Source organism: Pseudomonas sp. SD17-1 (assembly GCF_029201585.1).
Lineage (GTDB): Bacteria > Pseudomonadota > Gammaproteobacteria > Pseudomonadales > Pseudomonadaceae > Aquipseudomonas > Aquipseudomonas palmensis.
This window is the reverse complement of the sequence record NZ_CP104044.1, coordinates 1,543,518-1,567,428: the sequence shown is the minus strand read 5'-3', so window position 1 is coordinate 1,567,428 and position 23,911 is coordinate 1,543,518. Positions and strand designations below refer to the sequence as shown.

At 64.4% G+C, this 23,911-nt stretch carries 26 protein-coding genes; 10 read left to right on the top strand and 16 right to left on the bottom strand.

What is annotated here, in order from left to right; all coding sequences use genetic code 11:
- Positions 1–3: 3 nt before the first annotated feature.
- Positions 4–261, bottom strand: a complete 258-nt coding sequence (locus N0B28_RS07160) for a DUF2790 domain-containing protein (RefSeq protein WP_275731206.1) — start codon at positions 259–261, stop codon at positions 4–6.
- A 282-nt stretch (positions 262–543) separates the two neighbouring features.
- Here N0B28_RS07160 and N0B28_RS07155 point away from each other — a divergent pair, with 282 nt between their 5' ends.
- A complete protein-coding gene (locus tag N0B28_RS07155) occupies positions 544–996 on the top strand; it encodes a GNAT family N-acetyltransferase (RefSeq protein ID WP_043864174.1) in 453 nt (150 codons plus the stop codon).
- On the opposite strand, the gene def is transcribed toward N0B28_RS07155, so the two are convergent.
- The 3 genes from def to N0B28_RS07140 all read right to left on the bottom strand — a co-directional run bounded on the left by def (position 948) and on the right by N0B28_RS07140 (position 2,818).
- Entirely contained in the window at positions 948–1,487 is a 540-nt protein-coding gene (def, locus tag N0B28_RS07150) for a peptide deformylase (RefSeq protein WP_043864175.1), read from the bottom strand. The genes N0B28_RS07155 and def overlap by 49 nt on opposite strands.
- On the bottom strand, positions 1,477–2,460 hold the full coding sequence (locus N0B28_RS07145) for a YihY/virulence factor BrkB family protein (RefSeq protein WP_043864176.1): 984 nt from the start codon (positions 2,458–2,460) through the stop codon (positions 1,477–1,479). The genes def and N0B28_RS07145 overlap by 11 nt, the downstream gene beginning before the upstream one ends.
- Positions 2,461–2,626: 166 nt before the next feature.
- Entirely contained in the window at positions 2,627–2,818 is a 192-nt protein-coding gene (locus tag N0B28_RS07140; protein ID WP_043864177.1) for a CsbD family protein, read from the bottom strand.
- A gap of 241 nt (positions 2,819–3,059) precedes the next feature.
- On the opposite strand from N0B28_RS07140, the gene N0B28_RS07135 reads away from it, so the two are divergent.
- On the top strand, positions 3,060–4,544 hold the full coding sequence (locus N0B28_RS07135) for a NosD domain-containing protein (protein ID WP_258662355.1): 1,485 nt from the start codon (positions 3,060–3,062) through the stop codon (positions 4,542–4,544).
- Between the two features lie 132 nt (positions 4,545–4,676).
- A complete protein-coding gene (locus tag N0B28_RS07130) occupies positions 4,677–5,060 on the top strand; it encodes a hypothetical protein (RefSeq protein WP_043864179.1) in 384 nt (127 codons plus the stop codon).
- On the opposite strand, the gene N0B28_RS07125 is transcribed toward N0B28_RS07130, so the two are convergent.
- On the bottom strand, positions 5,061–5,897 hold the full coding sequence (locus N0B28_RS07125; protein ID WP_275731197.1) for a S1-like domain-containing RNA-binding protein: 837 nt from the start codon (positions 5,895–5,897) through the stop codon (positions 5,061–5,063). It lies immediately after the preceding gene.
- Positions 5,898–6,083: 186 nt separating this feature from the next.
- Between N0B28_RS07125 and N0B28_RS07120 the strand changes: the two genes are divergently transcribed.
- Positions 6,084–6,872 carry a DUF6279 family lipoprotein gene (locus N0B28_RS07120; protein WP_275732035.1) on the top strand — a complete coding sequence of 263 codons (789 nt, stop codon included), beginning with the start codon at positions 6,084–6,086 and terminating at the stop codon, positions 6,870–6,872.
- 76 nt (positions 6,873–6,948) lie between these two features.
- Here N0B28_RS07120 and aceK read toward each other — a convergent pair whose 3' ends face one another.
- A complete protein-coding gene (gene aceK / locus N0B28_RS07115; protein ID WP_043864182.1) occupies positions 6,949–8,670 on the bottom strand; it encodes a bifunctional isocitrate dehydrogenase kinase/phosphatase in 1,722 nt (573 codons plus the stop codon).
- 245 nt (positions 8,671–8,915) lie between these two features.
- On the opposite strand from aceK, the gene N0B28_RS07110 reads away from it, so the two are divergent.
- Positions 8,916–9,821: a DMT family transporter gene (locus N0B28_RS07110; RefSeq protein ID WP_054914956.1), complete on the top strand. Its 906-nt coding sequence runs from the start codon at positions 8,916–8,918 to the stop codon at positions 9,819–9,821.
- Here the strand turns inward: N0B28_RS07110 and N0B28_RS07105 are convergent.
- The 3 genes from N0B28_RS07105 to cysK form a co-directional block, all read right to left on the bottom strand.
- Complete coding sequence (locus N0B28_RS07105) at positions 9,803–10,702, bottom strand: DMT family transporter (protein WP_054914957.1); 900 nt, start codon at positions 10,700–10,702, stop codon at positions 9,803–9,805. The genes N0B28_RS07110 and N0B28_RS07105 overlap by 19 nt on opposite strands.
- Before the next feature lie 372 nt (positions 10,703–11,074).
- Entirely contained in the window at positions 11,075–12,010 is a 936-nt protein-coding gene (locus tag N0B28_RS07100; RefSeq protein ID WP_043864185.1) for an aspartyl/asparaginyl beta-hydroxylase domain-containing protein, read from the bottom strand.
- 171 nt (positions 12,011–12,181) lie between these two features.
- A complete protein-coding gene (gene cysK / locus N0B28_RS07095; RefSeq protein ID WP_043864186.1) occupies positions 12,182–13,156 on the bottom strand; it encodes a cysteine synthase A in 975 nt (324 codons plus the stop codon).
- A 130-nt stretch (positions 13,157–13,286) separates the two neighbouring features.
- On the opposite strand from cysK, the gene N0B28_RS07090 reads away from it, so the two are divergent.
- The 3 genes from N0B28_RS07090 (at position 13,287) to N0B28_RS07080 (ending at position 16,581) form a co-directional block, all read left to right on the top strand.
- Complete coding sequence (locus N0B28_RS07090) at positions 13,287–14,360, top strand: DUF748 domain-containing protein (RefSeq protein ID WP_258662354.1); 1,074 nt, start codon at positions 13,287–13,289, stop codon at positions 14,358–14,360.
- A 178-nt stretch (positions 14,361–14,538) separates the two neighbouring features.
- Positions 14,539–15,384 (top strand): MoxR family ATPase, encoded by an 846-nt coding sequence (locus N0B28_RS07085; protein ID WP_043864188.1) that lies wholly within the window; start codon positions 14,539–14,541, stop codon positions 15,382–15,384.
- Between the two features lie 18 nt (positions 15,385–15,402).
- Complete coding sequence (locus N0B28_RS07080) at positions 15,403–16,581, top strand: VWA domain-containing protein (RefSeq protein ID WP_043864189.1); 1,179 nt, start codon at positions 15,403–15,405, stop codon at positions 16,579–16,581.
- A gap of 40 nt (positions 16,582–16,621) precedes the next feature.
- Here N0B28_RS07080 and N0B28_RS07075 read toward each other — a convergent pair whose 3' ends face one another.
- From N0B28_RS07075 to N0B28_RS07050, 6 genes are all read right to left on the bottom strand, one after another.
- Entirely contained in the window at positions 16,622–17,542 is a 921-nt protein-coding gene (locus tag N0B28_RS07075; RefSeq protein WP_275731185.1) for a biotin-dependent carboxyltransferase family protein, read from the bottom strand.
- On the bottom strand, positions 17,539–18,234 hold the full coding sequence (gene pxpB / locus N0B28_RS07070; RefSeq protein WP_100634623.1) for a 5-oxoprolinase subunit PxpB: 696 nt from the start codon (positions 18,232–18,234) through the stop codon (positions 17,539–17,541). The genes N0B28_RS07075 and pxpB overlap by 4 nt, the downstream gene beginning before the upstream one ends.
- Positions 18,231–18,956, bottom strand: a complete 726-nt coding sequence (locus N0B28_RS07065; RefSeq protein WP_275732034.1) for a 5-oxoprolinase subunit PxpA — start codon at positions 18,954–18,956, stop codon at positions 18,231–18,233. Before N0B28_RS07065 ends, pxpB begins: the two co-directional genes overlap by 4 nt.
- A gap of 70 nt (positions 18,957–19,026) precedes the next feature.
- A complete protein-coding gene (locus N0B28_RS07060) occupies positions 19,027–19,548 on the bottom strand; it encodes a DUF2937 family protein (RefSeq protein ID WP_054914961.1) in 522 nt (173 codons plus the stop codon).
- A gap of 12 nt (positions 19,549–19,560) precedes the next feature.
- The gene (locus tag N0B28_RS07055) at positions 19,561–20,337 is read right to left on the bottom strand and encodes a class II glutamine amidotransferase (protein ID WP_043864194.1); all 777 of its coding nucleotides are present in this window, start codon (positions 20,335–20,337) and stop codon (positions 19,561–19,563) included.
- 24 nt (positions 20,338–20,361) lie between these two features.
- Positions 20,362–20,853: a hypothetical protein gene (locus tag N0B28_RS07050; protein WP_043864195.1), complete on the bottom strand. Its 492-nt coding sequence runs from the start codon at positions 20,851–20,853 to the stop codon at positions 20,362–20,364.
- A gap of 84 nt (positions 20,854–20,937) precedes the next feature.
- On the opposite strand from N0B28_RS07050, the gene N0B28_RS07045 reads away from it, so the two are divergent.
- Together N0B28_RS07045 and N0B28_RS07040 are read left to right on the top strand one after the other, a co-directional pair.
- Positions 20,938–22,989 (top strand): S9 family peptidase, encoded by a 2,052-nt coding sequence (locus tag N0B28_RS07045; RefSeq protein WP_275731177.1) that lies wholly within the window; start codon positions 20,938–20,940, stop codon positions 22,987–22,989.
- Between the two features lie 136 nt (positions 22,990–23,125).
- Positions 23,126–23,599: a cyclic nucleotide-binding domain-containing protein gene (locus N0B28_RS07040; RefSeq protein ID WP_236176942.1), complete on the top strand. Its 474-nt coding sequence runs from the start codon at positions 23,126–23,128 to the stop codon at positions 23,597–23,599.
- Here the strand turns inward: N0B28_RS07040 and N0B28_RS07035 are convergent.
- Positions 23,596–23,874 (bottom strand): hypothetical protein, encoded by a 279-nt coding sequence (locus N0B28_RS07035; RefSeq protein WP_043864198.1) that lies wholly within the window; start codon positions 23,872–23,874, stop codon positions 23,596–23,598. The two genes, N0B28_RS07040 and N0B28_RS07035, sit on opposite strands and share 4 nt — an antisense overlap.
- Positions 23,875–23,911: the final 37 nt, after the last annotated feature.

The window sequence follows — 23,911 nt, the reverse complement described above, 5'->3', positions numbered from 1 at the left end:
TGATCAGCCCTGGCTGCAGCCATCGCCCATGGCGCGGTATTCGATGGTGTGGCGCTGGCCCTGATGGTCTTCATAGGTCATGGTGGCCGGCACCACTTCGCAGACATTGGGCAGGGTCGAGAGGCTGATCACCCGGGCGATGTCCAGGTTGGTCGAATAGTCATATTGCTCGACCAACGGCTGCGTAGCAGCGGTCTTGACCTCGTCCGCCAGGGCGAACGAAGAGACACCCACCAATACAAGTGCAAGTAAGGTTTTCATGGTATTAGGCCTGCAAAGCAATCAAACGAAGTGTTTGACTTCATCAGCCGAGTTGGCGCGGAGAAGTTGTCATATCAACGAATGGACATAACACGAAGTACCGATCCCGTTACGCTTCTAGTTGCTGGGATGGGTCAAGTTTATAAGGTTGCGAAGGTGGTTGAAGCCCGAAGCCGGACATTCACTGTTACCGCCTCGGTAACAATAACCGCACGGCAAGCCCTCGACAGCCTACCCAAGCCCGTGTAAAAGCCCGTGCCAGAGCCCTTGCTGGAAACCGCCGTGAGTGAAATACGCTACAGCCTGCTAAGCGCTGCCGAGCGCCCTTTGCTGAACAAATTCTATCGCGCCGAAGGTACGGCCATGCGTGCCAGTGCCAAGGGCGAGGCCTGGGTGGCGCGTGCGGGTGAGCTTGTCGCCGCAGTGAACATGAGCGCGGTACCCGAGGGGTTCTGGCTGACCGGCTTGCTGGTGGCACCCGCCTGGCGCGGCCGGCGCATTGCACGACAACTGATCGAGCATGCCTGCGCCGGCAAGCCGGGCACCGTGTGGCTGTTCTGCCACCCGGACCTGCTGGCCTTCTACCAGCCACTGGGGTTCAGCCCTGCCGGCGCACTGCCGCTGCAGCTCAATGAGCGTCTGGCGCGCTATCAGCGCAGCAAATCGTTGATCGCGTTGGCGCGGGATCAGTCGTCGCTGGCCGGGTCCAGCCCCGGGAACAGCACCTCGGTATAACCGAACTTGCTGAAGTCATGAATGCGCGAGGGGTACAGGCGACCGATCAGGTGATCGCATTCGTGCTGCACCACCCGCGCATGAAAACCCTCTGCCGAGCGCTCGATGGGCTGGCCCTGCGGGTCGACCCCGCTGTAGCGAATGTGCCGGTAGCGGCTGACCACGCCGCGCAGGCCGGGCACCGACAGGCAGCCCTCCCAGCCATCCTCGACCTCGGTGCCCACCGGGGTGATCACCGGGTTGAGCAGAATGGTCTGCGGCACGGGCTCGGCATCCGGGTAGCGCTCGCTACGCTCGAAGCCGAAGATCACCAGTTGCAGGTCGACCCCGATCTGCGGCGCCGCCAGCCCCACGCCGCCCACGTGCTGCATGGTGTCGAACATGTCGGCAATCAGCTGCTCCAGCTCGGCAGTGCCGAACAGGCGGGCCGGTACGGGCGGTGCAACGCGCAACAGGCGCTCGTCGCCCATCTTCAGGATGTCACGAATCATGCGGGGCTCGGCTCACGGGTTCAGGCGCGGAATCGGACGGGATGGAGTGATCGCGCCCCAGCCCGGAAACATGCTTTTTATCATGTTCCGGCGCATCGTCGTCGGGCATTTCCTTCTCGCCAGGGTCCTTGCCTTCGGCCGACATGTGCTCGATCACCGCATTCATCTCCGCCCCCAGCAGCAATACTGCGGCAGAAATATAGAAGTACAGCAACAGCACGATGATCGCACCGATGCTGCCGTACATCGCGTTGTAGTCGGCAAACGTCTTGACGTAGTAGCCAAACCCCAGCGAAGCGATGATCCACACCACCACCGCCAGTACCGAGCCGGGGGTGATGAAGCGAAATTCCTGCTCCACATCGGGCATCACGTAATAGATCAATGCCACCGCCACCATCATCAGGATGATGATGGCCGGCCAGCGCAGGATGGTCCACAGCGTGACGATGAACTCCTGCATGCCTACCTGCGAGGCGATCCATTCCATCACCTGCGGGCCCAGCACCATCAAGGCGGCGGCGGCCAGCAGCATGCCGGCGATTCCGACGGTATACAGCACCGAGAGCGGGATGCGCTTCCACACCGGGCGCCCTTCCACCACGTCATAGGCGGCGTTCATCGCGCTCATCATCAGGCGCACGCCCGCCGACGCGGTCCACAGGGCGATCACGATACCTACCGAGAGCAGCCCGCCCTTGGATTGCTGCAACTGGTCGATCACCGGGTTGACCTGCTCCAGCGCCTGGGGCGGCAACACCAGTTCCGACTGCAGGCGCAGCCAGGTGAAGAAGTCGGGCAAATGCAGAAACCCGATCAGGGCGATCAGGAACAGCAGGAAGGGGAACAGCGAAAACAGCATCTGGTAGGCCAGGGCCGACGCATAGGTGGACATCTCGTCATCGAGAAACTCGCTTACCGTGCGCACCAGAACACGATGCAACGGCAGGCCGTGCAAGTTGGGGAAAATCATAGCGTCTCCTTTCGCCGCTCCACTGTCATAGGCAGTAATCCAAGCGTTGGGGGGTGTTTTACCTGACGGTAGTCTAGTAGACCACGTCTGTGAGGTTACGATTGATTGCCACAGACAGCAGAACGGCCACCCGAAGATGGCCGTTATCGGCTACACGCGCAGCCGGTCAGGGCTTTTTCACAGCATCCTTGACCGCATCCTTGGCCTTGCCCACTGCCTGCTGGGTTTCGCCCTTGACTTCCTGGGCCTTGCCCTCGGCGCGCAGTTTATCGTTATCGGTCACCTTGCCCACGCCTTGCTTGATGTTGCCTACCGCTTCGTTGGCCAAGCCTTTTGCTTTGTCCGAAGTGCTGCTCATGGCATTTCTCCTGAAGGGGAACAGATAGCTGTCAGTGTCGACAGTCAGTGGACCCGCCCGCTTCTGCGAGAGTTTCAAATATTTTGGGGCGGTGTGGATTCCCACAATGGATAAACAGCGGGCGAATATCGCACCCAATCGTGCCTGGCCTGCGCCAGGGGCTGTCGGCTTTGCCTAGAATCGGGCACCAGCGCCCTGCAGCCGGGCGCGATAAAAACAACAGACACAGCGATCACTACCCATGCGTATCTCCCCCTTGCTGGCAGCCCTGCTGCTGGCCGTACCTGCCCATGCCCTGCACGCAGCACCTGACGTACAGCCCGCCGCCCTGACCACCCTGGTGGTCGATCGCTATGCCGACGACGAGCAGCCCGGCAGCCTGCGCTGGGCCATCGAGCGCAACAACCAGGCGCCCGGCACCTACCGGATCGAGATCCGCCCGGTCGGCCAGCCGCCCTACGTGATCAAGCCCGCTTCGGCCCTGCCGCCGATTCTCGGCCCGGTCAGCCTCGAAGGTGCGGCCTGGAAGCGCAACGGCGAGTACATCGCCATCGACGGTTCGGCCTATATCGTCGGCAACGGCACGCGCGCATGCCCTGGCGCCGTGCCCGGACAGTTCGGCACCAATGTGCGCACCACCACCGGCCCGGGGCTGGTGATACGCGATACCCAGGGCGTGGAGATTTCCGGCCTGGATGTGCGTAATTTCTGCATCGGCATCCTGGTCAACCGCGCCAGCCACAACGTCATCCAGGACAACCGCATCACCGCCAACAAGGGTGGCGCCGGCATCATGCTGACCGGCGACGACGGCCAGGGCAATTCGACCGCCACCACCACGGTGAACAACAAGGTGCTGCGCAACCAGCTGGTGGACAACGGCGACGGCCTGGAGCTGACCCGCGGCGCGGCGTTCAACCTGGTGGCCGACAACCTGTTTCGCTCCACCCCGGCCAACGCGGAGCCCTCCCAGGGCATCGAGATCCTGTGGGGCAATGACAACACGGTGGTGCGCAACCGCTTCGAGGACTATTCCGACGGCCTGCAGATCAACTGGGGCCAGCGCAATTATCTGGGGGCCAACACCTTTACCGGCAACTCCATCGGCGTGAGCGTCAGCGGTGCGGGCAACATCCTCGATGGCAACCTGATCCACGGCAACCGCATCGGCGTGGCGCTGCGCCCGGAGCCGACCTCCACCAGCAACCGCCTGACCGCCAACCGCATCTGGAACAACAGCCAGGATATCCGGCGCTGCGAAGCGGGTGGTTCGTGCGTGCCCGATCAGCGCACCGGTGCCATCGTGTTTTCGGTGCCGGCGCTGGAGCATGCGATCTATGTGGGCTCGCGCGGCATCGGTGTCGACCCGTCGGGCACCAACCGGGCGATCATCTGTACCGACAAGGCCGCACCGCAGGGTTGCCAGCCGGTACCCAATCACGATCAGGCGGCCCCGTTGCTCATGGCAGTCAAAGGTGACCGCTTGCTGGGCCAGGTGAGTGGCGAGCCCGACAGCCTGTTGCGGGTGGAGGTGTTCGGCAATGCTGACTCAAAGGCCAGTGAAGCGGAGCAGTATCTGGGCGAAGTGATGGTGGCGACGGATGCCAAGGGTCAGGCGCAGTTCGAGTATGTATTGCCGCAAGCAGATGGGCTGCAGGCGTTCACCGCGACGGTCACCCGGTCCGACGGGGCCACCTCGGAGTTGAGCAAGGCGCTGGCGCGCTGAGGACCGCGGGGCGGCCATTCGTCGGCAGGGATTGTCTGCAAATGGTCGGCCCTGTCAGCAGGCCCCGCTTTAGTTTTCAGCGCAATCCCAGCACAATGGCCGACCTTTCAAGCGTCACCCGTAGGAACCTGCATGAAACTCGACAAACCCACCGCCATCGCCCGTCGCAACCAGGCGCTGGAACGCCCTGTGCTCAACAGCGACAACACCCTGTTTGCCGTGCTCGATACCAAGCGCAGCCTGTGGTGGTTCGATGTGCCGGTGAAGCTGGTGCTGCCCAAGAGCGTGGCCGACTGGGTCAACCTGCTGCTCTACACCCCGGAAACCGACCAGTTGCAGCACCTCAAGGTGCCGGTCAACTTCCTGCGTGCGCACCTGGAGAAGATGGAAGTACGCAAGCCGGGCAAGCGTCGCTCGACCATCAGCCTGGCGCTGAGCGCCGACCGCGACTCGCTGCTGCAGGACTTGCGTCCAGGCGGCGAAAACCTGAGTTTTGCCGCCTTCGTGCAGGTCTGATCAGACCAGTTCGATGCGGTCGGCGTGAATCACGATGCGCCCGTCCTTGTACAGGGCGCCGATCGCTTTCTTGAAATTGCCCTTGCTCACCCCGAACAGGTCGCTGATCACCTGCGGGTCGCTCTTGTCGCTGACCGGCAGCACGCCGTTGGCGGCCTTGAGCTTGTCGAGGATCTTGTCGTTCAGCGTGCTGGCCAGGGCCTGGCCGACCGGCTGCAGGCTCAAGGCGATCTTGCCGTCGCTGCGCAGCTCCTTGATGTAGCCCTTCTCCTGCTTGCCCGAACGCAAGAACTTGAACACTTCGTTCTTGTGGATCAGGCCCCAGTGCTTGTTGTTGATGATGGCCTTGAACCCCATCGGGGTTTCCTCGACCACCAGCAGGTCGACTTCCTGGCCCACGCTGTAGTTGGCCGGCAGCTTGTCGAGGTAGCGGTCCAAGCGCGCGGTGGCGGTGATGCGCCGGGTGCGCTTGTCGAGGTAGGCATGCACCACGCAGTACTCGCCCGCCTTCATCTGGCGTTTTTCTTCGGAGTACGGCATCAACAGGTCCTTGGGCAGGCCCCAGTCGAGGAAGATGCCGATGCTGTTGATTTCCACCACCTTGAGGCTGGCGAACTCGCCCACCTGCAGTTTGGTCTTCTCGGTAGTGGCGATCAGCTTGTCTTCGCTGTCGAGGTAGACGAAGACGTTGAGCCAGTCCTCGGCCTCGGTGGGCGTGTCCTTGGGGATGTAACGGTTGGGCAGCAGGATCTCGCCGTCCGCCCCGCCGTCCAGGTACAGACCGAAATCCGTGTGCTTGACCACTTGCAAAGTGTTGTAACGCCCAACTAAAGCCATTTGCTGAAATCCTCGTTGCGAGGCTGGCATTCTACACGCTACGGGAACCGCCAGGCGCGCCGTTGTTCTATAAACACAAGCACGCCCCTGCAAGGATATGCACCCATGGATGCCTGCCTGTCCACGTTGTTTCGCTGCCTTTCGCTGCTGGTGCTGTCGACGCTGCTGCTGGTCGGCTGCAACCGCATGGACCTCGCCTACCGCAACCTCGATGTACTGGTGCCCTGGTCGCTGAGCGACTACCTGAGCATGAATCGCCAGCAGAAAGGCTGGCTGGACGAACGACTCAAGGCGCACCTGGCATGGCATTGTCGTACACAGCTGCCGGGCTATCTGACATGGCTGGGCGATATTCGACAGATGGTCGCGCACAACGAGGTCACCGACGCGCAGCTAAGGCTGCGCACCGAGCAGGCCAAGCAGGCCATCGCCGAGGTGGCCGACCAGATCATGCCGTCGGCCACGCAGCTGCTGCGCGGCATGGACGACGAACAGGTCAGCGACATGCGCGAGGCGTTTGCCGAAGACATTCGCGAGCGCGAGGCCAAGTATGTGAAGACGCCGCTGGCCAGGCAGATCGAGCAGCGCCAGCAGCGCATGGAAAAACGCCTGACGCCATGGCTGGGCGAACTGAACCCGCAGCAGCGCCTGCGCGTGGCGCAGTGGTCACAGGCGTTGGGCGAACAGAACCGTCAGTGGATCGCCAACCGCGCACACTGGCAGGCGCAGTTCACTGCGGCGATGGAGCAACGGCGCAGCGAGGCATTCGAACCAAGGCTGGAACTACTGCTCAAGCAGCGCGAAAGCCTGTGGACGCCGGAGTACCGCATGGCCTACCAGCGTACCGAACAGGAGGCGCGCAGCCTGCTGGTGGACCTGATGGCGCAGAGCAGCGAGCAGCAACGTCAGCACCTGCAGGGCAGGCTGGCCAAGGTGCAGCAGGACTTCAGCAAGCTCAAGTGCCTGCAATCCTGAACCGATTCGCCGGCAAGGCCGGCTCCTACAGGCGCGACGCGCTTCCCCTTGGCGCCGGCAAGGCCGGCGAAGCTGCTCAGTTCTCCCGGCACTTGCGCCGGTACGGGAACACATCGATCACCTTCCCCTCCCGTATCGCCGCCTGCAGCCCCTTCCAGTAATCTGCGTCATACAACTCGCCATGCAACTGGCTGAACAGCCGCCGCTGACCGATGTCGGCAAACAGAAACGGCGGGAACTCCTCGGGGAACACGTCCAGCGGCCCGATCGAGTACCACGGCTCGCTGGCCATCTCGTCCTCGGGGAAACGCGGCGGCGGGATATAGCGGAAGTTGGCTTCGGTCAGAAAGCAGATCTCGTCGTAGTCATAGAACACCACCCGCCCATGCCGGGTAACGCCAAAGTTCTTCAGCAGCATGTCGCCGGGGAAGATGTTCGCCGCCGCCAATTGCTTGATCGCCAGCCCGTAGTCCTCCAGCGCCTCGCGCACCTGGGCCTCGTTGGCGTTTTCCAGGTACAGGTTCAGCGGGGTCATGCGCCGCTCGGTCCAGCAGTGGCGGATAAGCACCGTGTCGCCCTCCACCACCACGGTCGACGGCGCCACTTCCAGCAACTCGGCCAGGCACTCTGGCTCGAACTTGCCCAGCGGGAAGCGAAAGTCGGCGAACTCCTGGGTATCGGCCATGCGCCCCACGCGGTCGACGCTCTTTACCAGGCGGTACTTCTCGATGACCGTGGCGCGGTCGACACTCTTGGACGGCGAGAAGCGGTCCTTGATGATCTTGAACACGGTGTTGAAGCCCGGCAGGGTGAACACGCTCATGACCATGCCGCGCACACCGGGGGCCATGATGAAGCGGTCGTCGGTACTGGCCAGGTGATTGATCAGCGCCCGGTAGAACTCGGACTTGCCGTGCTTGTAGAAACCGATGGAGGTGTACAGCTCGGCGATGTGCTTGCCCGGCAGGATGCGCTTGAGAAAGCCCACGAACTCGGCCGGCACCGGCACATCGACCATGAAGTACGAGCGAGTGAACGAGAAGATGATCGACACATCGGCTTCATCGGTGATCAGCGCATCGATTTCGATGCCGTGGCCTTCGTGGTGCAGCAGCGGAATCACCAGCGGCCACTGCTCATCGTGGGTGAACAGCCGGCCCACCAGGTAGGCCCCCTTGTTGCGATAGAGCACCGAGGAAAACAGCTCCACCTGCAGTTGCGGGTCCTTGCACACCCAATCGGGCAGGTTCTCGCGCAACTGCGCCTCCAGGCGCGCCAGGTCGCCGGGCAGGTCGGCGAAGGGCACCGCGAAGGCGTAGTCGGCGAAGACCTGCGCGAGCATCTCGCCCAGCCCGCCCTGGGGGCGGTAGGTGCGGGTCTGCGCGGCGCGCTCATGGGCGCGCAGTGCCGGGCGCGTGGTATGGATGAACATGCAGCCGTCGCTGATCAGGTCATGGCTGAACAGGCTGCAGAAGATCGAGTTGTACCAGGTTTCGGAAAGCTCATCGTCCAGGCGCGGGTCGATCAGGCTGATGTAGGCGCTCTTGACCAGCGGCCAGAACGTCGCATCCAGCAGAACCTCGGGCTCGAAAGCGCCGGCCAGCCAGCCGCTGACCTCGCTGACCTTTTCCTCGTAGAGATTGATACGTGCCGCCGAGGCCGTCTGGATCTGCTGCCATTGCGCGAGCTCGAAGCGTTGGCGTGCCCCGTCGGTGATCTGGCGAAAGTGCTCACGGTAGCTGTCGAAGCCATCGAGAATCATCCGGGCGATGGCGGCGGCCGGCCATTGTTGGGGCATGGGTAAGACCTCTGCGGGAATTTCAAAGACCTGAGCTTAGCCAGTCACGCAAGGCTGCGATAGCCTACTTAGGAACCGTTTCGCGCCCTTCGCCGGCAAGGCCGGCTCCTACAGATACCGCCCCCACAGCAGGAGCCAGCGGTGCTGGCGAAAGCGCCCGAATTGACACCGCAAGAAAGCGAGAGAGCCCACCCTGGCTTTTACCGTAAACTCCCGCCCCTGCCCCTGTTACCCGGAGAACCCCCGTGAGCCCCATCGCCATCACCCGACTGTTGATTCTCGCTGCCGTGTGGGGGGCCAGTTTTCTGTTCATGCGCATCATTGCGCCGGTGCTGGGCACCCTGCCCACCGCCTTCTTTCGCGTCTCCATCGCCTGCGCCGGGTTGCTGGTGATTCTCGCCCTGCTGCGCGTGCGCTGGGACTTCCAGGGCAAACTCAAGGCCTGCCTGTTTCTGGGCATGATCAACTCGGGAATACCCGCAACGCTCTACTCGGTGGCCGCCCAGGTGCTGCCCGCCGGCTACTCGGCGATCTTCAACGCCACCACGCCGCTGATGGGCGTGCTGATCGGCGCGCTGTTCTTTCGCGAGGCCATGACCCTGCCCAAGCTGGGCGGCATATTCCTGGGCCTGTTCGGGGTCGGGATTCTCAGTGGTGCGGGGCCGGTGGCCTTCGACGCCAGGCTCATGCAGGGCGCCCTCTCGTGTCTGGCGGCCACCACCTGCTATGGCTTCTCGGGGTATCTGGCGCGGCGCTGGCTCGACCAGCAGGGCGGCCTGGACAGTCGCCTGTCGGCGCTGGGCAGCATGATGGGCGCCACCTTGCTGTTGCTGCCGCTGTTCGGCTTCAGCGTGATCACCCAGCCACCTGCCAGCTGGGGCGGCTGGCAGGTGTGGTTGTCGCTGCTGGGGCTGGGCCTGTTGTGCACCGCCTTCGCCTACATCCTGTACTTTCGCCTGATCAGCGAAATCGGCCCGGTAAAATCCACCACCGTGACCTTCATGATCCCGGCCTTCGGCGTGCTGTGGGGCGCGTGGCTGCTGGACGAGCCCCTGTCGATGGCGCACCTGTATGGCGGGCTGCTGATTGCCGTGGCCTTGTGGCTGGTGCTCAAGCCGGCCCGCCAGGCCCGTCAGCTGGCCAGCGACTGATCCACCGTGTCAGGCTTGGTCGCGGGCTTGCGGAACACGAACAGCAGGCCCACCACGATCAAGCCCATGCCCAGCAGGCTCAAGGCCGCCAGGCGATTGCCGAAGATCAGGTAGTCCATCACCGCCGTCACCGCCGGCACCAGGTAGAACAGGCTGGTGACATTGACCAGGTTGCCCTTGGCGATCAGCCGGTACAGCAGCAAGGTCGCCAGCAACGACACCACCAGGCCCATCCACAGCACCGAGAACACAAAGCTGGCATTGGGGTTGACCGCCAGCGGCTGGAACGGTGCAAACAGCGCGCACATCAGCAGCCCCGCCAGGTACTGCAAGGGCAGCGTGCCCACCGGGTTGCTGGTGATGCGCTTCTGCATGATCGAGCCGAACGTCATGCTGGCCAGCGCCAGCAGCGCGAACAGCATGCCCGCCAGCGAGATGCCGCCCAGGCCGATGCCCTGGTACACCACCATCACCAGCCCGATCAGCCCCAGGCTCAGGCCGAACAGGCGGCTGAACGAACGCTTGCGCTCCATCAGCACCACCGTGAGGATCGGCTGCACGCCCATCACGGTGGCCATGATGCCGGGCGTCACCTTCAGGTCCAGCGCCAGCAGGTAGAAGATCTGGTAGGCACCGAGCAGCACGCAGCCGGTGGCGATGGCTTGCAGCAACGGGCCGCGACCGCGTGGCCAGTGCAGGCGCAGCAACGGGCCGAGCAGCAGCAGGCCGACAAAGGCAATCGCAAAGCGGATCAGCAGAAAGGCAAAGGGCGAGGCCTGCGCCAGGCCGAGCTTGGAGACGATGGCGCCGCTGCTCCAGAGCAGGACGAACAGGCTGGTGGTGGCCGCCGAGGCCACGGATTGTTTCGAGATAACTGACATGAAATGCCACCTGTATTCGGGCAAGTAAGCCGAACGGTCGAGCTGCGCGGTGCAGCCGGCCGTATTCAGTAGGGTTCAGGTGTGGTGGGGGCGCAGCCAGTGGCCGCTCAGCCCAGCACTACAACCACGCCGGGTGGTGCGACAACGCACGCCACGGGGCTACTGACAGGTGGTGGGTAGTGACTGATCATGACCGGCTGCTGGGACCCACGCACGACCACGACCGCGTCGGGCGCGGTAGCGAATACGGTGGTGGGGCGGGAAGCTGGCATGTGCAGGTCTTCGGTGAGGTGAACTGTGGGTGAATATAGCCACACTCGCGACACGGTGCAAGGCCCGCCCCGGCAGGGGCCAACCTTGCACCGAGTGTGGTCAGAACAGCCAGCGGTACAGCAGGTAAGCAACCAGCACCGCCAGCACCGGGCGCAGCACGCGGTAGGCCTTGGGGTTGGCGCGCTTGAAGGTCTTGACCCGGCTGCTGATCACGGTACTGAAGCGTTTGCTCCAGGCATACGCCTGGTTGATGCCGCCCACGCGCTCGTCGTCGGTGTTCTGCGGCGCGGTGGCCCGGCCCAGGAAGGCACTGACCTTGCGGTTGATGCGGGTCATCAGCGGGCTGGTCAGCGGTCGCTCGATATCGCAGAACAGGATCACCCGGGTGGTCTCGGTTTCGTTCTTCACCCAGTGCACGTAGGTTTCATCGAACATCACGTCTTCGCCATCGCGCCAGGCGTACACCTGGCCGTCGACATAGATGCGGCAGTCGTCCGAGTTCGGCGTGGACAGCCCCAGGTGATAGCGCAGCGAACCGCCGAACGGGTCGCGGTGCGGGTTCAGGTGGCTGCCGCCCGGCAGCAGGGCGAACATCGCGCCCTTGACGTTGGGGATGCTGTTGACCAGCTCGACGGTGCGGGGGCACAGCGCCTCGGCCGATGGCAGCGCCTTGTCGTACCACTTCAGGTAGAAGCGCTTCCAACCCTTCTTGAAGAACGAACCGAAGCCGGCATCGTTGTCTTTTTCGGCGGCGCGGATGTAGCCCTCGTCGAACAGGTGCATGGCCTCCTCGCGGATCACCTGCCAGTTGTCCTTGAGCACGTCCAGCTCGGGGAAGCGACTACGGTCCAGGTAGGGCTTGGAAGGCACCCCCGAAAACAGGTACATAAGGGCGTTATAGGGGGCGAACAGCGCCGAATGGTTGACGAACTGGCGCAACACGGGCAAACGCGCCTTGCCGCGCAGGTGCACGTACAGGGTGCTGCCGAAGAACAGCAGCAGTACACCTGCCTTGGCGACAAAGGAAAAGGTCATGCAACACTCCTTGAATTTCGATCAGGCCATCGCTGCCGGATAATCGGACATGATAAACCGATCCGGCCCCGGTAAAAACAACCGGGGCCGGACATTCAGTGTTGGCAATTGTGCAACAACGCAGTGCGCCGAACATTGAGGCGGATCAGCCTCGGTGGAGCCTGGCGGTGGTTACTGCTGGTTTTCCTGCTCGGTGAACAGGTCGCTGAAGAGCATGCTCGACAGGTAGCGCTCGCCCGAGTCGGGCAGGATCACCACGATGGTCTTGCCCTGCATTTCCGGCTTTTCGGCCAGGCGTACCGCCACGGCCATCGCCGCGCCACAGGAGATACCGCACAGGATGCCCTCCTCCTGCATCAGTCGCAGGGCCATGGCCTTGGACTCCTCGTCGCTGGCCAGCTCGACCTGGTCGACCATCGACAGGTCCAGGTTGTTGGGTACGAAACCTGCGCCGATGCCCTGGATCTTGTGCGGGTTGGGCTTGATTTCCTGGCCGGCCAGGGCCTGGGTGATCACCGGAGACACCAGCGGCTCGACCGCCACCGACAGAATCGGCTTGCCCTGGGTGTTCTTGATGTAGCGCGACACACCGGTGATGGTGCCGCCGGTGCCCACGCCGGCAACCAGCACATCGACCCCGCCGTCGGTGTCGTTCCAGATTTCCGGACCGGTGGTCTTCTCGTGAATGGCCGGGTTGGCCGGGTTGTCGAACTGCGCCGGCATGAAGTAGGTGGCCGGGTCGCTGGCTACGATTTCGGCGGCCTTCTCGATCGCGCCCTTCATGCCCTTGGCAGGCTCGGTCAGCACCAGCTCGGCGCCCAGCGCCTTGAGTACCTTGCGCCGCTCGATGCTCATCGAGGCCGGCATGGTCAGCATCAGCTTGTAGCCGCGCGCAGCGGCCACGAAGGCCAGGCCGATACCGGTGTTGCCCGAGGTCGGCTCGACGATGGTCATGCCCGGTTTGAGCCGGCCGCTGCTTTCGGCGTCCCAGATCATGTTCGCGCCGATCCGGCACTTGACCGAATAGCCGGGGTTGCGCCCCTCGATCTTGGCCAGGATGGTCACGCCCCGCGGGGCGATGCGGTTGATCTGCACCAGCGGCGTGTTGCCGATGGAGTGCGCGTTGTCAGCGAAGATACGGCTCATGGCTTGGGTCCTTTTGGCACCGTGCGAAAACTTCAAGGGTATGCCTGCCCCTGCGGTGCGTCCACCCCGAACGAACCGATGCGCCCGTGCGGCGGTCAACCGATCATCCTCAATCACGGAACCCACGCCGATGAAACGCCGCTACCGCTGGCCCCTGTGGGGGCTGCTGGGCATTGCACTGTTGCTGCTGGCCCTGCACCTGACGCTGCCGATCCTGGTACGCAACTACTTGAACGAAAAGCTCGCCGACATGGGCGACTACCGCGGCCAGGTCACCGATGTCGACCTGGCCCTGTGGCGGGGTGCCTACAAGATCAACGGCCTGACCATCGTCAAGACCACGGGCAAGGTGCCGGTGCCGTTTCTGGAGGCGCCGCTGATCGACCTGTCGGTGAGCTGGCATTCACTGTGGTACGACCATGCCGTGGTGGCCGAAGTGACCTTCCTGCGCCCGAAACTGAACTTCGTCGATGGCGGCAACACCCAGGCGTCGCAGACCGGTAAGGGCACCGACTGGCGCGCGCAGCTGAGCAAGCTGCTGCCGATCACCCTCAACGAGCTGCGCATAGACGACGGCACCCTGACCTTTCGCAACTTCAATTCCAAACCGCCGGTCAGCCTTGAAGCGACCCAGCTCAACGCCAGCGTCTACAACCTGACCAACGTGGTGGACGTCGAAGGCAAGCGCGACGCCCGCTTCGAGGGCAAGGCCCGGCTGCTGGGCGACGCGCGGGTGGAAAGCACGGCCACCTTCGACCCGCTGAGCAACTTCGAGGACTTCCAGTTCCGCCTGCGCGCCACCGGCATCCAGCTGCGCCAGATGAACGACTTTGCCAGCGCCTACGGCAAGTTCGACTTCAATGCCGGGCACGGCGACGTGGTGATCGAGGCCGAGGCGAACAAGGGCCAGCTCAAGGGCTACATCAAGCCGTTGTTGCGCGATGTCGAAGTGTTCAACTGGCAGCAGGACGTGGACAACAAGGACAAGGGGTTTCTGCGCTCGATCTGGGAAGCCCTGGTGGGCGGTACCGAAACGGTGCTCAAGAACCAGCGCAAGAACCAGTTCGCCACGCGCGTGGAGCTCAGCGGCAGCGTACATCACAGCGATATCAGCGCGTTCGAGGCGTTTTTGCAGATTCTGCGCAACGGCTTCGTGCAGGCATTCAATGCGCGGTATGAACAGGGGCCGCCGAAAGCTGACTGATCCATCGCGGTACTGGCCCTTTCGCTGGCAAGCCAGCGACGAGGCCAGGCCTGCCACCCCGGTTCCATGACCAATCATCCACAGACTGAATACCCCGTCCGCGTTCACAGCCACGCAAGCCCCGCGTTATAGTCGTCGCATGATAGTCACCGCATGACCATTTTTTGAGGATCGGTACATGAAGTTCGAAGGCACCAGCGCATACGTCGCCACAGATGACCTGAAACTGGCCGTCAACGCGGCGATCACCCTGGAGCGCCCGCTGCTGGTCAAGGGCGAACCCGGCACCGGCAAGACCATGCTCGCCGAGCAACTGGCCGAAGCCTTCGGTGCCAAGCTGATCACCTGGCACATCAAGTCCACCACCAAGGCCCACCAGGGCCTCTACGAGTACGATGCGGTCAGCCGCCTGCGCGACTCGCAGCTGGGCGTGGACAAGGTGCACGACGTGCGCAACTACCTGAAAAAGGGCAAGTTGTGGGAGGCCTTCGAAGCCGAGGAGCGGGTCATCCTGCTGATCGACGAAATCGACAAGGCCGACATCGAGTTCCCCAACGACCTGCTGCAGGAACTCGACAAGATGGAGTTCTACGTCTACGAGATCGACGAGACCATCAAGGCCAAACAGCGCCCGATCATCATCATTACCTCCAACAACGAGAAGGAACTGCCCGACGCCTTCCTGCGTCGCTGCTTCTTCCACTACATCGCCTTCCCCGATCGCGCCACGCTGCAGCAGATCGTCGACGTGCACTACCCCAACATCAAGCAGGACCTGGTCAGCGAGGCGCTGGACGTGTTCTTCGACGTGCGCAAGGTGCCGGGCCTGAAGAAAAAACCCTCCACCTCCGAGCTGGTCGACTGGCTCAAGCTGCTGATGGCCGACAACATCGGCGAAGCGGTATTGCGCGAGCGCGACCCGACCAAGGCCATCCCGCCGCTGGCCGGTGCGCTGGTCAAGAACGAGCAGGACGTGCAGTTGCTGGAGCGCCTGGCGTTCATGAGCCGGCGCGGCAACCGCTGAGCCAACGGGGTCATTGCCATGCTGCTGAACCTGTTCAATGAAATGCGCGCGGCCAAGGTGCCGGTGTCGGTACGCGAGTTGCTCGACCTGCTCAATGCCTTGAAGCAGCGGGTGATCTTCGCCGACATGGACGAGTTCTACTATTTGGCGCGCGCCATCCTGGTCAAGGACGAGCGCCACTTCGACAAGTTCGACCGGGCCTTCTCGGCCTACTTCAAGGGCCTTGAAAACCTCGACCACCACCTGGAGGCGCTGATCCCCGAAGACTGGCTGCGCAAGGAATTCGAGCGTTCCCTGACGGATGAAGAGCGTGCGCAGATCCAGTCCCTGGGCGGTCTGGACAAGCTGATCGAAGCGTTCAAGAAACGCCTGGAAGAACAGAAGGAACGCCATGCCGGCGGCAACAAATGGATCGGCACCGGCGGTACCAGCCCGTTCGGCTCGGGCGGCTTCAACCCCGAGGGCATTCGCGTGGGCGATGCCGGCAAGCGCCAGGGCAAGGCGGTCAAGGTATGGGACCAGCGCGAGTACAAGAACCTCGACGACGGGGTGGAACTGGGCACGCGCAACATCAAGCTGGCCTTGCGCCGGCTGCGCAAGTTCGCCCGTCAGGGCGCGGCCGAAGAGCTGGATATCGACGGCACCATCGACCACACCGCGCGCGATGCCGGGCTGCTCAATATCCAGATGCGTCCGGAGCGGCGCAACAGCGTGAAGTTGCTGCTGCTGTTCGACATCGGCGGTTCGATGGACGCCCACGTGAAGATCTGCGAAGAGCTGTTTTCGGCCTGCAAGACCGAGTTCAAGCACCTGGAGTACTACTACTTCCACAACTTCGTGTACGAGTCGGTGTGGAAGAACAACCTGCGCCGCACCTCCGAGCGCACCTCGACCATGGACCTGCTGCACAAGTACGGCGCCGACTACAAGGTGGTGTTCGTGGGCGATGCGGCCATGGCGCCCTACGAGATCACCCAGCCCGGTGGCAGCGTGGAGCACTGGAACGAGGAAGCCGGGTATGTGTGGATGCGCCGCTTCATGGAGAAGTACAAGAAGCTGATCTGGATAAACCCCTACCCCAAGGACACCTGGGGCTATACCGCTTCGACCAACATCGTGCGCGAGCTGGTCGAGGACCGGATGTTCCCGCTGACCTTGCGCGGGCTGGAGGAAGGGATGCGGTTTCTGTCCAAATAGCGGTGAACCCTTCGCCGGCCTTGCCGGCGAAGAGGCCCTGTCAGTCGACAAACCTCTGCAGATAAACCTGCTGCTCTCGCCATGCCATCTCCTGCACCACGGCCCGCAACCGCACCACACGCCCCGGCAGCAACTGCGCCAGGCCAGCCAGCGCCAGCGGGGTCAGCGCCCCCAGTCGCGGATAGCCGCCAATCGTCTGCCGATCATTGAGCAACACGATCGGCTGCCCATCCGGCGGTACCTGCACCGCGCCCAGCGGTATCCCCTCCGAGATCATCGGTTGCCCCTGATACTGCAACGCCGGGCCCAGCAGGCGCATGCCCATGCGGTCGGCGCGGGTGTCCAGGGTCCAGTCGCGGTTGAAGGCATCGAACAGGCTCTGCCCGGCAAACTCGCCAATCTGCGCCCCCATCACCAGGTCCAGCACGGTGCAGGTACCTGGCACGGGTCGAAGCCCTTCGGGCACCTCACGCACACCCGGCGCGTTGCCGGCATAGCCCAGGCACTCGCCTCGGGCCAATGCCCTGCCCAGTCCCGTCAGCCCGCCCAGCTCCTCGCGCACCACCGTAGCGCAACTGCCCAGCACCTGCGGCGCAGCGAATCCCCCTGGCGCCGCCAGGTAGGCCCGCACACCCTGCAGCGGCTGGGTGAACTGCAGGCGCTGCCCCTTGGCCATCACGAAACTGCGCCACGGCGCCAGCGGCTGGTCGTCGAGCCGTGCGCCCAGGTCAGCACCGGCCAGTGCCAGGCAGCACGCCTGCTCGGCCACCAGCGTCAGCCCGCCCAGGGTGATTTCCACCACCGCCGCCTGCGGTGCATTGCCCAGCAGCCAGTTGGCCCAGCGCATCGATACCCAGTCCAGACCACCGCCCTGGGTCACGCCCAGGTGGCGCACGCCAAAGCGCCCGGCATCCTGCAACAGGCACAGCGGCGTGCTGGCCTCGATCAGCAAGCGGCTCACGGCGACACCTGCAGGGGCGTGTCGTCGCCGCCGAGTGCAAGGAATTCGGCACGGTCCACCGCCACGAAGCGCACCCGGTCGCCCGGCTGCAGCAGGCTGTAGCCCTCACGCTGGCGATCGAACAGGCGGCTGGGGGTACGCCCGATCAGGTTCCAGCCCCCGGGCGACACCGCCGGGTAGGCCGCCGTCTGGCGCTCGGCGATGCCCACACTGCCGGCTGCCACGCGCTTGCGCGGGGTGGCCAGGCGCGGCGCGGCCAGCGCCTCCTCGACCAGCCCCATGAACGCGAAACCCGGGGCGAAGCCCAGGGCGAACACCTGGTACTCGCGCGCGCTGTGGCGGCGGATCACCCCCGCCACGGAGTCGCCGCTGCGCTGCGCCAGCAAGGCCAGCTCGGGCCCGACGCTGGGGTCGTACCACACCGGAATGTCGTGGCGCTGCCCTGCCCCGCCCTCGTCGGGGCGAAGACCTTCGAGCGCCTGCGCGATACGCTCGCGGGCCTGGGTGGGCGACAGGTCGAAATGCACCATCACGGTGGTGTACGACGGCACCAGATCGATCAGCTGCGCCGCAAAGGCTGCACGCAGACGCTGGGTGGCAGCGAGCATCCAGGGCATGTTGGACTCGTCGATCGCATCGAACAGGCGCACCATCAGGCAATCGACAGCAACCACCTCGACGCGCCACTTCATGGCGCCGCCTGCGCATCGAGAGCCTGACGTATCTGCCGCACCGCAGCCACCGAGCTGGCATTGTCGCCATGCACACACAGCGTATGGGCCTGCAGGCGCAGTGCGCTGCCATCACTGGCAACCAGCGGCTCGCCCCGTACCAGGCGCAGGGCCTGCTCGACGATCAGGGCCGGGTCGTAGTGCACGGCACCGGGCAGGCGCCGCGACAGCAGGCGTCCGGCGGGGTCGTAGGCACGGTCGGCAAAGGCCTCGAACCACAACGTGACGCCATATTCGTCACCCAGTGCCTGGGCTGCGCGATTGTCGGCCGTGGCCATCAGCATCAGCGGCAGGCTGCGGTCGTAGGCGGCCACCGCCTCGATCACCGCACGCAGCTTGCCCGGCTCGGCCATCATGTCGTTGTACAGCGCGCCGTGGGGTTTGACGTAGGCCACCTGGGTCTTCTGGGTACGGCAGATACCGTCCAGCGCGCCGATCTGGTAATGCAGCAGGTCGCGAATCTCTTCATTGCTGCAGGCCATCGAGCGGCGTCCGAAACCGGCCAGGTCCTGGTACGCCGGGTGCGCCCCCACCAGCACGCCCCCGGCCACGGCCAGCGCCACGGTGGTGCGCATGATGCCCGGGTCGCCAGCATGAAAACCGCAGGCGATGTTGGCGCAATCGATAAAGGGCATCACTTCGGCATCCAGCCCCATGCTCCAGCTGCCGAAACTTTCACCCATGTCGCAATTGAGTAGCAGGCGGCTCACGCGCGTTGCTCCTGTGTCGGGTGGGGGGCGGCCCGGAGGCCGTCTAGCGCCAGCTCGGCTCCACCGGCTTGCGCCGACCGCCGAGGATCGCCCAGCCGATCAGCATCAGCAGGCTCTCGATCACCAGTGCCAGCAGCATGGCGCTGGCCAGGCCCCAGGCCATCGCCTCGGGCGCCAGCAGGATCTGGTAGCTGTAGCCCTTGAGGGTTTCCTCGCGCAAGGCCGGGTCGGCCGCCACCAGTACGTGCCAGGTGCGTACCAGCCACGGGCGCTGCAGGGTCTGCCACTCTTCTTCGAGCAGGCGATTGCGCGCCACCAGGCTGTCGATGCTGTCGGCATCGCTGTTGAACACCGGGTCGTCGCTGGCACGGTAGTGACGTACCAGCGCCTGCAGGTCGCCATTGAAAAAGCGCTGCGCGGTCTGGTTGAAGCCCTTGAGGCCCTCGCGCGATTCGAGCAGGTGCGCCTCGACCCGCTGGGTGTAATCGTTGATCAGCCCGGGGATCTGCACACCGACCAGCAGGCCGAAGGTAAACAACAGCAAACGCAGGTAACTTCTGAACATGAAGGCTGATCCTTAGCTGGCCTGACCCTGGGCAATGCATTCACCGCGCCGCCACAGGCCCCACTGGCCAGGCTCGTAGCGGTGCCAGATCTCGTCCTCGGTCAAGGCCTCGGTGGCAATGACGGTGACCACGTCGTTGGGCGTGGTCTCGGCCTGGAAGTCGACGATCATGTCCACGTCCTTGAGCCGCGCCGGGCCGAACGGTGCGCGCCGGGTGATGTGTACCAGCTTGGTCGAACAGAAGCAGAACAGCCAGTCGCCATCGCTGAGCAGGCAGTTGAACACGCCCTTGCCACGGAACTCGGCGCAGGCCTGCACCAGCACCGGGATCAGCTCCTCGACCTCGACCGGCTCGGGGAATGCCTCGCGGATGCGGTTGAGCAGGTCGCAGAAGGCGGCCTCGCTGTCGGTATCGCCCACCGGGCGGTAGAAGGTGCGTTGCCCCTGGAAGTCGCCCAGCTGGCCGTTGTGTGCGAAGCACCAGTTGCGCCCCCACAGCTCGCGCACGAACGGGTGGGTGTTGGACAGGCACACCTTGCCCACGTTGGCCTGGCGAATGTGGCCGATGACCACCTCGCTCTTGATCGGATAACGCTGCACCAGGTTGGCGACTTCCGACTCGCAGCTGGCCGCCGGGTCCTGGAACAGGCGCAGGCCACGGCCTTCATAGAAGCCGATGCCCCAGCCGTCACGGTGCGGCCCGGTACGTCCGCCACGCTGCATCAGCCCGGTGAAGCTGAACACGATATCGGTAGGGACATTGGCGCTCATGCCCAGTAATTCACACATGCAGGGGTCGCTCCAGGGCGGATCTTACAAACGCGGTTCGAGGCGCTCGCGGCTGCCGCCGGCGGGTGCTTCAGGGGGTTCGCTGCGGTAGCGGTCACGGCTGTCGGCGGCGAACGGCTGGTCGTCCAGCGGCTCGTCGGCATCGCGCCTGGCGGCGGCTTCGGCAGCGGCGCGGCGGGCCTTGGCACGGCGCTCCAGCGGCCAGCGCAGCAGCACGAACACGCCATACAGGATGAACGCGATCATGCCGTACATGGCCAGGTCGGACGCGGCGCGCAGCACGTTGTTGCCGACCTTGAAGGCCAGGTCCAGGGCAGTGATGGCAATGGCCGGGGCGAACTTCTCCTTCACCGGGTCGATGATGGTCGGGGTCAGCAGCAGCACTGCCATGATCACCCGCAGCGGCTCGCGCAACCAGCGCCACATCCACGCGGTCAGGCGAAAGCCCACCAGCAGGCAACCCAGGGCGGCCAGGGCATAGAGTCCCCAGGCGAGCAGATAATCGTTCTCGGTCATGGCGTCCGTGGCAAGCTAGGCAAATAGATGCTTATGATAACGACTTTTCAGCGCGCAGGCGCGCCCCAGCAAAGAGAACCCCGCATGTCCGCAGCTGCCAACGCCCCCCAAGCCCCGATCGCCCGCCAGGATGCCGGCACCGATCCCTATGCCTGGTTGCAGGCCCGGGACACCCCCGAGGTGCTGGCCTACCTGAACGCGGAAAACGCCTATCAGGAGGCGCAACTGGCCGACCAGGCCGGGTTGCGCGAGCAGCTGTTCGAAGAGATCCGTGGCCGCATTCTCGAAACCGACCTGTCGCTGGCCTCGCCCTGGGGCCCCTACCTTTACTACACCCGCACCACCGCCGGCGACGAGTACCCGCGTCATTACCGCTGCCGACGCCCGGCAGACGATTCGCCGACGGTCGATGAAAGCCGCGAAGAGCTGCTGCTGGACCCCAACCTGCTGGCCGCCGGTAGCTTCCTCAGCCTGGGCGCCTTCAACATCAGCCCCGACCACCAGCGCCTGGCCTACAGCCTGGATACCAGCGGCGACGAGGTCTACACCCTGTACGTCAAGGACCTGGCCAGCGGCGCGGTCGAGCAGCTGCCGTTCGAAGACTGCGACGGCAGCATGACCTGGGCCAACGACAGCCAGACGCTGTTCTTCGCCGAACTGGACGACACCCACCGCCCGCACCGGCTGATGCGTCATCGCCTGGGCACCCAAGGGGCGGTGCAGGTGTTCGAGGAGGCCGACGGTCGCTTCTTCCTGCACTGCTACCGCGCCAGCTCCGAGCGCCAGCTGATCCTGCTGCTCAACAGCAAGACCACCAGCGAGGCCTGGGTACTGGATGCGCACACCCCGGAACAGGCGTTCACCTGCCTGGCACCACGGGTCGAAGGCCATGAGTACTACCCTGACCATGGCCAGTTGAACGGCCACTGGCACTGGTTCATCCGCAGCAACCAGCAAGGCATCAATTTCGCCCTGTTCCACGGCCCGGCCGACACCCTGCCAACCCACGAGCAGTGGCAGGTACTGGTGCCGCACCGCGACACCGTGATGCTCGAGGGGCTGACCCTGAACGCCAGCGCCCTGACCCTGAGCCTGCGCGAGGGCGGCCTGCCGATCATCGAGGTGCGCCCCCACGGCCTGCCCACCTACCGCGTCGAGCTGCCGGATGCAGCCTACAGCCTGTACGTGCAGGACAGCCTGGAGTTCGACAGCCCACGCATCCGCCTGCGCTACGAGGCGCTGAACCGCCCTGCGCAGGTACGCCAGCTGACGCTTGCCGATGGTCAGCAGCAGGTGCTCAAGCAGACCCCGGTGCTCGGCCCGTTCGACCCCGACGCCTACGTCAGCCAGCGCCTGTGGGCCACCGCCGGCGACGGCACGCAGGTACCGATCAGCCTGGTTCAGCGCCGTGAGGACCTCGGCAAGCCGGTGCCGCTGTATCTGTACGGCTACGGTGCCTACGGCGAAAGCCTGGACCCGTGGTTTTCCCATGCGCGCCTGAGCCTGCTGGAGCGCGGCGTGGCCTTCGCCATTGCCCACGTGCGCGGCGGCGGCGAACTGGGCGAGGCCTGGTACCGGGCCGGCAAGCAGGAGCACAAGCCCAACACCTTCAGCGACTTCATCGCCTGCGCCGAACACCTGATCGCCACCGGCGTGACCGATGCCGAGCACCTGGCGATCAGTGGCGGCAGTGCCGGCGGGCTGCTGATCGGCGCGGTGCTCAACCAGCGTCCCGAGCTGTTCAAGGCGGCGATTGCCGAGGTGCCGTTCGTCGACGTGCTCAACACCATGCTCGACCCCGATCTGCCGCTGACCGTCACCGAGTATGACGAGTGGGGCAACCCGCAGGAGCCCGAGGTGCACGCGCGCATCAAGGCGTATGCGCCCTACGAGAACGTGAAGGCCCAGGCCTACCCTGCCCTGCTGGTGGTGGCCGGTTACAACGACAGCCGCGTGCAGTACTGGGAGGCGGCCAAGTGGGTGGCCAAGCTGCGCGTGCACAAGACCGATGACAACCTGCTGCTGCTCAAGACCGAGCTGGGCGCCGGACATGGCGGCATGAGCGGGCGCTACCAGGGGCTCAAGGACGTGGCACTGGAGTACGCGTTCGTATTTAAAGTGCTGGGCCTGGTGTAATTCAGGATTTCTGTTGTCTGAATCAGCAATTCGCCGGTAACGCCGGCTCCTGCAAGCTATGCACTGGCCATTGCAGGAGCCGGCCTTGCCGGCGAAAACCAGACACCACAAACCTCCAAGAAAAAGACCAACCGCGATGCCCGACCCGACCTCCCTGAACAACGAAATTCGCGACATGCTCATGGACTGCGGCCTGTTCGACCAACTGCTGCCGCCTGACTTTCAGACCGCTGCCGGCTACTTCAGCATCAGCACCATCGCCCAGGGCAAGGAAATCTTCCACGAAGGCGATGCCGGCACCTTCATGTGCATCATCCACTCGGGCCAGGTATCGGTACGCAAGACCGACCCCGACGAGCATCAGGTGGAGATCGCCACCCTGCGCAAGGGCCGCGCCTTTGGCGAGATGGCCGTGCTGGACGGCGAACGCCGATCGGCCAGCTGCGTGGCCGCCAGCGACTGTCAACTGCTCAACCTGGGCAAGGACTCACTGGAAAAAATGCTCAACGAAACGCCCAAGGTGGCCGCCAAGATCATCCGCGCCCTGGCCGTGGCACTGTCGCGTCGCCTGCGCATGCTCGACGGCCAGCGTCTCTCGCAGCAGGTCTAGCCCTCGCGCGGTTTGTCCTTGCCGGCATCCGGCGCAAGCCCTGGCAGCGGCTGGTCCTTCGGCGGGCTGGGCAAGGGAATCGGCGGCAACAGTGGCGCACCCGACGAGCCCTGCCCTGCACGGGGGATGGTCGACGGGGCCACCTGCGGGTAAGGGGTGGGCGTGGGCGTACCCGGTGCACCTGGCACCGGTGCGAGGGTGCGTGGCTGCAGGTCCGCAGCCTGGGCCTGGCCGAGCCAGGCAATCAACAGCAGGGCAATGCTCGCATGGCGCATGGGGCGGGCTCCTGGAGAGTGCTGCCTACAGGCTACG